The following is a 12,351-nucleotide window of genomic DNA, read 5'->3' as shown; positions in this document are numbered from 1 at the left end:
TCCAAGGCAATCGACATGACCGACACACAGAATAAGAACTACATCATTGCCCTCGATCAGGGTACGACCAGCTCCCGCGCGATCATTTTCGACCGCGACGCGAACGTGGTCTGCACCGCCCAACGGGAGTTCGCACAGCATTACCCGCAAGCCGGCTGGGTCGAACACGATCCGATGGAAATCTTCGCGACCCAAAGCGCCGTGATGGTCGAGGCCCTGGCACAAGCCGGCCTGCACCACGACCAGGTGGCGGCCATCGGTATCACCAACCAGCGCGAAACCACCGTGGTCTGGGACAAGAACACCGGCCGCCCGATCTACAACGCCATCGTCTGGCAGTGCCGACGCAGCACCGAGATCTGCCAGCAGCTCAAGCGTGATGGCCACGAGCAATACATCAGCGACACCACCGGCCTGGTCACCGACCCGTACTTCTCCGGCACCAAGCTCAAGTGGATCCTCGACAACGTCGAAGGCAGCCGCGAACGCGCTCGCAACGGTGAGCTGTTGTTCGGCACCGTCGACAGCTGGCTGATCTGGAAATTCACCGGTGGCAAGGTGCATGTCACCGACTACACCAACGCGTCGCGCACCATGCTCTTCAACATCCACACCCTGGTGTGGGACGCGAAGATGCTGGAGGTCCTCGACATCCCGCGTGAGATGCTCCCGCAGGTGAAGTCTTCTTCGGAAATCTACGGCCACACCAAAAGCGGTATCGCCATCGGGGGCATCGCTGGCGACCAGCAAGCCGCCCTGTTCGGCCAGATGTGCGTCGAACCAGGCCAGGCGAAAAACACCTACGGCACTGGTTGCTTCCTGCTGATGAACACCGGCGACAAAGCCGTTAAGTCCCAACACGGCATGCTCACCACCATCGCCTGCGGCCCACGTGGCGAAGTGGCCTACGCGCTGGAAGGCGCGGTGTTCAACGGCGGCTCCACCGTGCAATGGCTGCGTGACGAACTGAAGATCATCAACGACGCCCACGACACCGAATACTTCGCCAACAAGGTCAAGGACAGCAACGGTGTGTACCTGGTGCCGGCCTTCACCGGCCTTGGTGCTCCCTACTGGGACCCGTACGCCCGTGGCGCCTTGTTCGGCCTGACCCGCGGCGTGCGCGTAGATCACATCATTCGCGCAGCGCTGGAATCGATTGCCTACCAGACTCGCGACGTGCTCGACGCCATGCAACAGGACTCCGGCGAACGCCTCAAGGCCCTGCGCGTGGACGGCGGCGCGGTGGCGAACAATTTCCTGATGCAGTTCCAGGCCGACATCCTCGGCACGCAGGTCGAGCGTCCGCAAATGCGCGAAACCACGGCACTGGGTGCAGCTTACCTGGCAGGTCTGGCCTGTGGCTTCTGGGGCAGCCTGGAAGAGTTGCGCGGCAAGGCAGTGATCGAACGCAAGTTCGAGCCGACGCTGGATGAAACGGCGAAGGAAAAACTCTACGCGGGGTGGAAAAAAGCGGTCAGCCGTACCCGCGATTGGGCGGCTGAAGACGAGACTGAATAAGCCAAGACGCAGGCTCGTATCTGTATGTAACTGGTCGGGAGCAGATTCCTGCGGCATCATGGGCAAATTTTGCACGGCAGCCCAAAGGACGCCCCATGAATCTGCCTCCCCGTCAGCAGCAAATCCTCGAACTGGTCCGCGAACGCGGCTATGTCAGCATCGAGGAAATGGCCACGCTGTTCGTAGTTACCCCGCAGACCATTCGCCGCGACATCAATCAGCTCGCGGAAGCCAATTTGTTGCGTCGCTACCACGGCGGCGCGGCTTACGACTCCAGCGTTGAAAACACCGCCTACGCCATGCGCGCCGATCAGATGCGCGATGAAAAACAGCGTATCGGCGAAGCCATTGCCGCGCAGATTCCCGACCATGCCTCGCTGTTCATCAACATCGGCACGACCACCGAATCCATTGCCCGGGCACTGCTCAACCACAGTCACCTGAAGATCATCACCAACAACCTGCACGTCGCCTCCATGCTCAGCGCCAAGGACGATTTCGATGTCCTGCTCACTGGCGGCAACGTGCGGCGCGACGGTGGCGTGGTGGGTCAGGCCAGTGTCGACTTCATCAATCAGTTCAAGGTCGATTTCGCCCTGGTCGGCATCAGCGGCATCGATGAAGACGGCAGCCTGCTGGACTTCGACTATCAGGAAGTGCGGGTATCCCAGGCGATCATCGCCAATGCCCGGCAAGTGATCCTCGCGGCCGACTCCAGCAAGTTCGGGCGCAACGCCATGATTCGCCTGGGGCCGATCAGCCTGGTCGACTGCCTGGTCACCGATCAGCAGCCCTCCCCGGCGCTGGCGCAGTTGTTGAACCAGCACAAGGTTCGACTGGAAGTCGTTTAAGCACACCGCTCCCCTGTGGCGAGGGGGCTTGCCCCCGTTGGGCTGCGAAGCGGCCCTAAAACCATTCAGCCGAGTTCAGACAGGCACATTCATAGCCCCAACCTGCGACGGCTTCGCCGTCGAACGGGGGCAAGCCCCCTCGCCACAAAAGCAGCCTGCAACCTTTCAATGTTCGTAAATTTTCCTTTAACGGCCCTTCGATGAGTATTTTCAATCGAAGCTGACTGGCTGTGGGCGTCTTTATGGGCTAGTATTTTCGCAAATGAACATTAATGTTCGAATTCAAATACAGAACATCAAAGAATTCCGAGGCCGAGCCGATGCCCACTTCCACCTTGCCTACGCCCCCTCTCGCCGAGGTCTACGATATCGCCGTCATCGGTGGCGGGATCAATGGCGTGGGGATCGCAGCGGACGCCGCCGGACGCGGTCTCTCGGTGTTCCTTTGTGAAAAGGATGACCTGGCCAGCCATACATCGTCGGCCAGCAGCAAGCTGATTCACGGTGGCCTGCGCTACCTCGAACATTACGAATTCCGCCTGGTGCGTGAGGCCCTGGCTGAGCGCGAAGTGTTGTTGGCCAAGGCGCCGCACATCGTCAAGCAAATGCGCTTCGTGTTGCCGCACCGCCCGCACCTGCGCCCGGCGTGGATGATTCGCGCCGGTCTGTTCCTCTATGACAACCTGGGCAAGCGCGAGCAACTGCAAGGTTCGAAAAGCCTGAAGTTCGGCCCCGACAGCGCGCTCAAAAGCGAAATCACCAAGGGCTTCGAATACTCCGACTGCTGGGTCGACGACGCCCGCCTGGTGGTGTTGAACGCCATGGCCGCCCGGGAAAAAGGCGCCCACGTTCACACCCAGACCCGCTGCGTCAGCGCACGTCGCACCAAGGGCCTGTGGCACCTGCACCTGGAGCGCGCCGATGGCAGCCTGTTTTCGATCCGCGCCAAGGCATTGGTCAATGCGGCCGGGCCTTGGGTCGCCAGGTTCATTCGCGATGACTTGAAGATGGAATCGCCTTACGGCATCCGCCTGATCCAGGGCAGCCACCTGATCGTGCCGAAACTGTACGAAGGCGAACACGCGCACATCCTGCAAAACGAAGATCAGCGCATCGTGTTCACCATTCCGTACCTGAATCACTTCACCCTGATCGGCACCACCGACCGCGAGTACACCGGCGATCCGGCGAAGGTGGCAATTACCGACGGCGAAACCGATTACCTGTTGAACGTGGTCAACGCCCATTTCAAAAAGCAAATCAGCCGCGAGGACATCCTGCACAGCTATTCCGGTGTGCGCCCGCTGTGCAACGACGAATCCGACAACCCGTCGGCCGTGACCCGCGATTACACCCTGGCGCTGTCCGGCACTGGCGAAGAGGCTCCGTTGCTGTCGGTGTTCGGCGGCAAGCTCACCACCTATCGCAAACTGGCCGAGTCGGCGCTGGCGCAACTGGCACCCTACTTCAAGCACATCCAGCCAAGCTGGACCGCAAGCGCCACGCTGCCGGGCGGTGAAGACATGACCACCCCACAGGCCTTGAGCTCACGTATCCGCGACAAATTCGACTGGGTACCAAGCGAGATGGCTCGCCGCTGGGCCACCTCCTACGGCAGCCGTACCTGGCGCATGCTCGAAGGCGTACAGGACCTCAGCGATATGGGCGAGCATATCGGCGGAGATCTCTACACCCGCGAGGTCGATTACCTGTGCAGTGAAGAATGGGCCACTACCGCACACGACATCCTCTGGCGTCGCAGCAAGCTCGGCTTGTTCACGACGGCGGCCGAACAGGAAAAACTCAAGGATTACCTGAACAAGGTCGAGCAAAACCGCAACAAGATCGAAGCGGCCTGACCACAATCCGGATAAACGAAAGCCCCTGAATCTCACGATTCAGGGGCTTTTTCGTATCGATGGATTTCAGTCGCGCAAATCCGATTCATGAATGGGCTGCTCACGGTGAGTCGCCCGCTGATATTGCGCCGGCCACACGGCCTTGTGCCCACCCAGGTCGTCGTCCGCGTGCAGCGCCCAGTACGGATCGCGCAACAACTCACGGGCCAGGAAGATGATGTCCGCCTGACAGGTGCGCAGGATGTGCTCGGCCTGGGCCGGCTCGGTGATCATGCCGACTGTGCCGGTGGCCATGCCCGACTCCTTGCGCACGCGCTCGGCGAAGCGGGTCTGGTAACCGGGCCCTGTGGGAATTTCAGCATTGACTGCCGTCCCGCCCGACGAGACGTCGATCAGGTCGACCCCCAAGGCTTTGAGGCGGCGGGCCAGCTCCACGGTTTCATCGGGGTTCCAGCCGTCTTCCACCCAGTCGGTGGCCGAGACCCGGACAAACACCGGCAACTCTTCAGGCCACACCGCACGCACCGCTTCGGTGACCTGCAGCACCAGCCGAATACGATTTTCGAACGAACCGCCATATTGATCGCGACGCTGATTGCTCAACGGCGACAGAAATTGATGCAGCAGGTAACCATGGGCCGCGTGCACTTCGACCACTTTGAAACCGGCCGTCAGTGAGCGCTTTGCCGCATCGACAAAGGCCTGGATCACCTTGGCGATCTCATCGTCATCCAGTTGTTTGGGTTGGGTGTGCTGCGGGTCGAACGCAATCGGCGAAGGTCCGACCGGCACCCAACCGCCCTCGTCGGGTTTGACGCTGCCATGCTTGCCGAGCCACGGCCGGTGGGTGCTGGCCTTGCGCCCGGCATGGGCCAGCTGAATACCGGCAACGGCGCCCTGGGCGTTGATGAAGCGGGTGATGCGTTGCAGGGGTTCGATCTGTTCATCATTCCACAGACCGAGATCCTCGGCCGTGATACGCCCGTCGGCGGTGACCGCCGTGGCTTCGGTAAACACCAGCCCGGCCCCGCCGATAGCACGGCTGCCGAGGTGGACCAGATGCCAGTCATTGGCCAGGCCATCGGCGCTGGAGTACTGGCACATCGGCGATACCGCGATGCGGTTGGGCAGGGTCAATTGGCGAAGGGTAAAGGGTTCAAGCAGCAGACTCATGGGGCACCTCTCGAATCAGTGGGCAGGCTCCAGGTTCTGTTTGAATAGTCGACGAGTGACAGGAAAAAGGTACAACACCCGCCCCCGCGGGCAAAAAATTCGACAAGACGTCACAAGGCCAAAATCAAGCAGTGCTTAGAGCCTAGTCGACATCGAGGGATGTTGCCCCCTTGTAGGAGCGAGCTCGCTCGCGATGGGCGTGAACGATAGCGTTGGGGACCTGATACCCCGCGGTGTCCTGTCGTCCATCGCGAGCGAGCTCGCTCCTACAGGGGGTCAACGCGGTTCGATGTGGGCAATCATCAATTGAACCGTTTCGTTGCCGCGAAACTCGTTGAGGTCGAGCTTGTAGGCCAGCTCCACCCATTTGATGGTCGGATTCGGCCAGATTTCGCGATCGATCCCGAAGGCAATGCCGTCGAGTTTCACCGAACCACATTCACTTTTGAGCACGACTTTAAGATGCCGCTCACCAACGACGCGCTGCTCGACCAACTGGAACACCCCATGAAACAACGGTTCCGGGAAGTGCTGTCCCCAAGGACCGGCATGCCGCAAGGCACGAGCCAGCTCCAGGTGGAACTCTTCCACCGCCAGGGTGCCGTCCGACAACAGGCGACCAGTCAGATCTTCTTCGCGCAGCTGCCGGCGCACTTCAGCGTCAAAGGCTTCGGCGAACAAGGGGAAATTTGCTTCCGGCAGCGTCAGGCCGGCCGCCATCGCGTGACCACCGTATTTGGTGATCAGATTCGGATGCTGCGCCGCCACCACACTCAAGGCGTCGCGGATGTGAAAGCCCTGGACCGAACGCCCCGAGCCCTTGAGCAAACCATCCCCGGCATCGGCAAAGGCGATGGTCGGGCGGAAATAGCGCTCTTTCATCCGTGACGCGAGGATACCGATGACGCCTTGGTGCCACTCGGGATCGAACAGGCACAAGCCGAACGGCATCGACTCCACCGGCAAATCCTTGAGCTGCGCCAGCGCTTCACGCTGCATGCCCTGCTCGATGGATTTGCGATCCTGGTTCATGCCGTCCAGTTGCGCCGCCATCTCACGGGCCAGACCTGCGTCTTCGGTCAGCAGACATTCGATGCCCAGGCTCATGTCGTCCAGGCGCCCTGCTGCGTTCAGGCGCGGGCCGACAATGAAGCCCAGATCGGTGGAGGTGATACGCGCATGATCGCGCTTGGCCACTTCGAGGATCGCCTTGATTCCCGGCCGGGCACGTCCAGCGCGAATCCGCTCCAGGCCCTGATGCACCAGAATCCGGTTGTTGGCATCCAGCGGCACCACGTCGGCCACGCTGCCAAGAGCCACCAGATCGAGCAGTTCGCCGATATTCGGCTGCGGCCTGCTTGTGTACCAGCCCAGCTCGCGCAACCGCGCACGCAGGGCCATCAACACATAGAAAATCACCCCGACGCCGGCCAGCGCCTTGCTCGGAAACTCGCAACCGGGCTGGTTCGGATTGACGATGGCATCGGCCAACGGCAGCTCGTCACCGGGCAAGTGGTGGTCGGTGACGAGCACCTTGAGCCCGGCCTTTTTCGCCGCTGCCACGCCTTCGACGCTGGAGATGCCGTTGTCGACGGTGATCAGCAAATGCGGCTGACGCTCAAGCGCCACCGCGACGATTTCCGGTGTCAGGCCATAGCCGTAGTCGAATCGGTTGGGCACCAGGTAGTCGACATGTGCCGCCCCCAACAGACGCAAACCCAAGGTGCCTACGGTGCTCGCCGTCGCACCGTCGGCATCAAAGTCGCCGACGATCAGAATGCGCTGACGCTGTTCGAGCGCAGTCACCAGCAGATCCACGGCGGCATCGATGCCCTTGAGTTGCTGGAACGGAATCAACCGCGCCAGGCTCTTGTCCAGTTCCGCCTCGGACAGCACGCCCCGAGCCGCGTACAGGCGGGTCAACAGCGGCGGAATATCACCGAGGAATGGCAGGGTGTCGGGCAGCAGGCGAGGTTCGATGCGCATGGGGTGAAAGATGCTTCTCTTCAATACGTAGGATAAAACCGGGTGACGCGGGGCAGTTGCGAAAAATCAGCCGCGCTCACCGGCCAGCCACTGCAACTGGACTTCGTGCTGACCACGGTCGTCGGTGACGAAGATCGTCCCTTCGCTGATCATCACGTCCCACTTGATGACGCGGGGCATGTCTTTGGCCAGGGTTTCCAGGACTTCCTGAGGCACGGCAGCGATGTTGACGTTCTTCAGGTTTTTCACCGCCGGCACCACTTTGCCCTCCCACACGCGCAGGCTGCCGTAGGCCAACAGGCTGGTACGTTCAGTGCGGCGCGAGCACCAGGTCAGGCGCTCGGCATCCGGCTGGCCGACTTCGATCCAGTGCAGGACGCGGTCATCCAGGCTTTTTTCCCACAAGGCCGGTTCATCCACTTCTGACAGACCACGGCCAAAAGACAGCTGCTCGTTGTACCAGAGGGCGTAGGCCAGCAGGCGCACGGTCATGCGCTCTTCGGTTTCCGAAGGGTGACGGGCGATGGTCTGCTTCACGCTCTCATAGACGCTGCGGTCGAGGTCGGTGAGGTTCAGTTCAAACTTGTAGGTCGTGGACGGCTGGGCCATGTACGGGCTTCTTGATACGAGGAAAGGCGGCAAGTCTAACCGATGCGACGGGCAATCCACGAATTGAACACAATCAAGCTGGAGCGTCTGACAGTCGGCTATGTTAAAACGCTCTATCCGCTCAACCTTTGCCCCACAGGATCCAGCATGCCGTTCACCGCCAAACCGCTTTCCGGTCTGAAAGTCATCGAATTGGGCACCTTGATTGCCGGCCCGTTTGCCTCGCGTATTTGCGCGGAATTCGGCGCCGACGTAATCAAGATCGAATCCCCGGACGGCGGTGATCCATTGCGCAAATGGCGCAAGTTGTATGAAGGCACTTCGTTGTGGTGGTTCGTCCAGGCCCGCAACAAAAAGTCCCTGACTCTCAACCTCAAGCACCCCGACGGTCAGGCCATCCTGAAACAGCTGCTGGGTGAGGCAGACATACTGATCGAAAACTTTCGTCCCGGCGTCCTGGAAAAACTCGGCCTGGGCTGGGACGTCCTGCACGCCTTGAACCCGAAACTGGTCATGGTGCGGCTGTCGGGTTTCGGCCAGACCGGCCCGATGAAGGATCAGCCCGGCTTTGGCGCGGTCGGTGAGTCGATGGGGGGCCTGCGCTACATCACCGGCTTCGAAGACCGCCCACCCGTGCGCACCGGCATTTCCATCGGCGACTCGATTGCCGCGCTCTGGGGCGTGATTGGCGCGTTGATGGCCCTGCGTCATCGCGAAGTCAACGGCGGTCTGGGGCAAGTGGTGGACGTGGCGCTGTACGAAGCCATCTTCGCGATGATGGAAAGCATGGTTCCGGAGTTCGACGTGTTCGGTTTCATCCGCGAACGCACGGGCAATATCATGCCCGGCATCACCCCGTCCTCGATCCACACCAGTGCCGATGGCAAGCACGTGCAGATCGGCGCCAATGGCGACGCGATTTTCAAACGCTTCATGCTGATCATTGGCCGGGAAGACTTGGCCAACGACCCCCAGCTTGCCAGCAACGATGGCCGCGATGCCCGACGCGACGAGATTTATGGCGTCATCGATCGCTGGGTCAACTCGTTGCCGCTGGACAGGGTGCTGGCGCAGCTCAATCAGGCCGAGGTGCCGGCCAGCCGGATCTTCAGCGCCGAAGACATGTTCAATGACCCCCAGTACCTGGCGCGGGAAATGTTCCTGCAAGCCAAGCTGCCGGACGGCAAAGACTTCAAGATGCCGGGCATTGTGCCGAAACTCTCAGAGACACCCGGGGAATGTGAATGGGTCGGGCCACAACTGGGTGAGCACAACGCACAGGTACTCCAGGAACTTGGCTATGACGCGACGCAGATTGCACAGTTGCGCAAAGACGGAGCCATCTAGGCTGAGGCACCTGCCCGCATGGCCCATTCGACACTGCCCGCCACGCGGCGGGCGGCTGCTGTGCATGCTGGCGATCTTGTTCCTGCTCCTTGGACCGATCCCGTCAGCCCTGGCGCAAACCGGGGAATCCCTGATCTGGCTCAAGCGCGACCTGCCGCCGCTGACGATTTTCGACGGGCCGAAAAAGGGTCTGGGCGTTATCGATCAATTGCTTCCACTGTTGATTGCCGGCATGCCGCAATACCAGCACAGCGTGATGAGGGTCAATCGCGCGCGTGGACTGCAAATGCTCCACGAACCCGCCCTCGTCTGCGACGCGGCGCTGAACTGGAGCAAGGAACGGGAAAAGTGGATCGCCTTTTCCATTCCGGTCTTCCGCGCCATGAGCAATGGCCTGGCCGTGCGGCGCGTCGACCAGAAAGTGCTGACACCCTTTATCAAGGACGACGAAGTGGACCTGGCAGCGCTGCTCGCCAGCGGTAGCGAAAAACTGGGAATTATTGCCGAGCGCAATTACGGCGAATACCTCGATGGACTGCTCAAGCAAGCGCCAGCCGACGCGCTGGCCCCTCATTACGGTAACGACGCCTTGGGCAGCCTGCTGCAAATGCAGCGCCTGGGACGCTTGCGCCTGCTGTTGGGTTATCGCCCGGAAATACGCTACCAGGCCTCACTGCAAGGCATTGCCGAGGATGAATTGCAGTTCTATCCGATCCGTGGCACGGGCAAATACCTGTCCGGTTATATCGGTTGCACCGACACGCCAAAGGGCCGGCAGGCCATTGTCGAAATCAATCAGGTGTTGCGCACCCTTCCCCGTGAACGCCTAGATGAGGCCTACGCCGCCTGGCTGGATCCCGAAAGCCGCAGCGACTACCTGAAAGACACCAAGGCGTTTTTCGACAATCTGGCGCACCCCTGACAAATCCCGGGCAAAAGAAACCCCGAGAAGTGGGGAGACGACTCGGGGTCAAACGTGGTCTGCTTGGAGACCAGTAGCAGCAAGCTACAAGCACCGGAGCACAATGCTTGATCCTGCTGTTACAAAGTCTGACTGACCTGGGCGCGGGAAGGTTCCCGCAAAAAACCGTTCAATTGCGGCTGGCCAGCAGCTTGTCCTGCGCCGCATTACGCAATGCTGCGATCACACAAGGCTCAAGGCGTCCTTCAGCAATCAGCACGTCGCGATGCAAACCGTCGACCACATCCGTCAGCAGGCGTTTGTCATTCAACTGGGCCTGATTGAACTCGCGCTCGACCACGGTCGCGCCGATAGCATTCTTAAGGGTCACCCTGCATTCGCCACGAATGCCTGACGGGGTCAACGTAACCTGATACGGGCTTAGCGCCTCACCGAGCAACAGACTGATACTTTCCATCCCGATCACCACTCAATAGTCCGAAAACAACGTGCCTGGGGCATGCCTACTACAAATGACCGCTGGCCCGAGAAGAAAGTTCTGGGTACTGACTGCAGGCGAACCTGCAGCCCAGTCAAGAGAGCATGCACGGCGAACATGACAGAGAAAAAACCCAACCATCACGTCTGTCGGGTGCGCCGGGCGATGTCGGCCCATCCCCCCAACAATCCTCGTAGCTGGCCATCCGCCGTATAAAAGGGCACTGTCCACTGGTAGATATCCCTGACACCGTCCTTGAACATCAATTGACGCTCGAAAAAGCGCGTCCTGCGCGTACTCAATTGCGCCATGAACTCGGCATGCAGCAGTTCCGCGGTTTGTCTGGGCATGGCATCGACCTCGATCAACTGCCGCCCCTGCATCCGGTCAAAACGCGTCGACAAGGCGTCCTCATAACTTTTGTTGCACATGATCAAGCGCCCTTGCAGATCACGGACAAACATCGGGTCAGGCATGGCATCCATCAGGGCATGCTGGAAGGCGAGCTGATCGCGCAGACTGCTTTGAGCCTCGACCCGTTGCCTGACCACCACCGCCAACCGCCGATTCCAGAGCAGGGACAACAGACCGAACAGGCTGACCACCAACACGCCCCAGCAAACCCACTGGTCAATCCGCTGCCAGAGGCCAGGCGCCTGTGGCGCGGTAGCGCCGCCGAACCACTTCAGGCGAAGGCCGCGCAACTCCTGTTCAGGAAACGCCTCAAGCGCCTTGTTGAGGATACTCAGCAACTGCGGCTGGCCTTTGCGCACCGCCAGATAATCCGCATCCCATTTTCCCGGCACCACGGCGTCGATCTTTAGCCGGCCCGACGGAATAAGCTGGGCGCCGATTTCGCTTTCGATGGTGGCGTAGGCTTCGCCGCTTTCCACCCAGGCACGGGCTTCGGCGTAGGTTTTAACCGAACGCAACTCGATGGACGGATAATTGCGACGGATCATCGCTTCCAGTGCATGCCGGGTCGGCAGCACCAGTACCCGCTTCGCCAGATCCTCCAGCGACTGCACCGGTGGTGCTCCGGCCTGCCCGAGAAAGACCCATCCTGCACCGCCGAACGCATGACTGAAATCAAGAAACGCCTTGCGTTCGTCATTCATCGCCAGGGTCGTACTCAAATCCGCAGCGCCGCTTTCCAGATGGGCCAGCATCTGATCGGTGGAAAAAGACTCTTGGTAAACGAACTGCAACCCCGTCATGTCACTGATGCGCTTGAGCAGGTCACTGTTCAAGCCCGTCCATTGGCCATGTTCATCCTTGAACAGGTACAACGGGTATTCCAGCGCCGTGACCACGACCCGAGGATGCTTGGCCATCCACTGCAACTCCTGGTCATCCAGCACGACCATTGACCGTGCGGCAGACTTCCCACGCTCCTGAATCGATGCAGGGCTTGCCCCTCCCCATTCGGCGATTCCCAGCATGCCGAATAAAAACAGCCAGCGCGCGACTGGCTTGAACACACTTGTAAACAGCATTCCCACGTCCTTGGTGATCCATTCGCCTGTCCCTTCGCGGCGATAACACGACAAGTGTGCATGCATAAATGAAAAAGCCCGTCAGGAGACGGGCTTCAAAATGTAACAG

At 60.4% G+C, this 12,351-nt stretch carries 10 protein-coding genes; 5 read left to right on the top strand and 5 right to left on the bottom strand.

The features are described from left to right. Positions 1 to 15 precede the first annotated feature (15 nt). The 3 genes from glpK (at position 16) to glpD (ending at position 4,231) form a co-directional block, all read left to right on the top strand. Positions 16 to 1,521 (top strand): glycerol kinase GlpK, encoded by a 1,506-nt coding sequence (gene glpK, locus AC1RP7_RS09775; RefSeq protein WP_493181250.1) that lies wholly within the window; start codon positions 16 to 18, stop codon positions 1,519 to 1,521. A 95-nt stretch (positions 1,522 to 1,616) separates the two neighbouring features. Further along, the gene (locus AC1RP7_RS09770; RefSeq protein WP_007971301.1) at positions 1,617 to 2,372 is read left to right on the top strand and encodes a DeoR/GlpR family transcriptional regulator; all 756 of its coding nucleotides are present in this window, start codon (positions 1,617 to 1,619) and stop codon (positions 2,370 to 2,372) included. Positions 2,373 to 2,692: 320 nt separating this feature from the next. Then, positions 2,693 to 4,231 (top strand): glycerol-3-phosphate dehydrogenase, encoded by a 1,539-nt coding sequence (gene glpD, locus AC1RP7_RS09765; protein ID WP_493181327.1) that lies wholly within the window; start codon positions 2,693 to 2,695, stop codon positions 4,229 to 4,231. A 66-nt stretch (positions 4,232 to 4,297) separates the two neighbouring features. On the opposite strand, the gene AC1RP7_RS09760 is transcribed toward glpD, so the two are convergent. From AC1RP7_RS09760 to AC1RP7_RS09750, 3 genes are all read right to left on the bottom strand, one after another. Next, on the bottom strand, positions 4,298 to 5,404 hold the full coding sequence (locus tag AC1RP7_RS09760; protein WP_150814679.1) for an NADH:flavin oxidoreductase/NADH oxidase: 1,107 nt from the start codon (positions 5,402 to 5,404) through the stop codon (positions 4,298 to 4,300). 276 nt (positions 5,405 to 5,680) lie between these two features. After that, complete coding sequence (recJ, locus tag AC1RP7_RS09755; protein WP_489339176.1) at positions 5,681 to 7,390, bottom strand: single-stranded-DNA-specific exonuclease RecJ; 1,710 nt, start codon at positions 7,388 to 7,390, stop codon at positions 5,681 to 5,683. A 66-nt stretch (positions 7,391 to 7,456) separates the two neighbouring features. After that, a complete protein-coding gene (locus AC1RP7_RS09750; protein ID WP_007971297.1) occupies positions 7,457 to 7,999 on the bottom strand; it encodes a YaeQ family protein in 543 nt (180 codons plus the stop codon). A gap of 147 nt (positions 8,000 to 8,146) precedes the next feature. On the opposite strand from AC1RP7_RS09750, the gene AC1RP7_RS09745 reads away from it, so the two are divergent. Further along, on the top strand, positions 8,147 to 9,346 hold the full coding sequence (locus AC1RP7_RS09745) for a CaiB/BaiF CoA transferase family protein (protein ID WP_057713422.1): 1,200 nt from the start codon (positions 8,147 to 8,149) through the stop codon (positions 9,344 to 9,346). Further along, a complete protein-coding gene (locus AC1RP7_RS09740; protein WP_493181252.1) occupies positions 9,300 to 10,268 on the top strand; it encodes a TIGR02285 family protein in 969 nt (322 codons plus the stop codon). The genes AC1RP7_RS09745 and AC1RP7_RS09740 overlap by 47 nt, the downstream gene beginning before the upstream one ends. A gap of 169 nt (positions 10,269 to 10,437) precedes the next feature. Here AC1RP7_RS09740 and AC1RP7_RS09735 read toward each other — a convergent pair whose 3' ends face one another. Beyond that, positions 10,438 to 10,725, bottom strand: a complete 288-nt coding sequence (locus tag AC1RP7_RS09735) for a DUF3509 domain-containing protein (protein WP_046041997.1) — start codon at positions 10,723 to 10,725, stop codon at positions 10,438 to 10,440. Between the two features lie 161 nt (positions 10,726 to 10,886). Then, positions 10,887 to 12,242, bottom strand: a complete 1,356-nt coding sequence (locus AC1RP7_RS09730; RefSeq protein WP_057713419.1) for a transporter substrate-binding domain-containing protein — start codon at positions 12,240 to 12,242, stop codon at positions 10,887 to 10,889. Positions 12,243 to 12,351: the final 109 nt, after the last annotated feature.

The organism is Pseudomonas sp. GW822-FHT01E03 (assembly GCF_058802985.1).
This window is presented reverse-complemented; position numbering and strand designations above follow the sequence as displayed.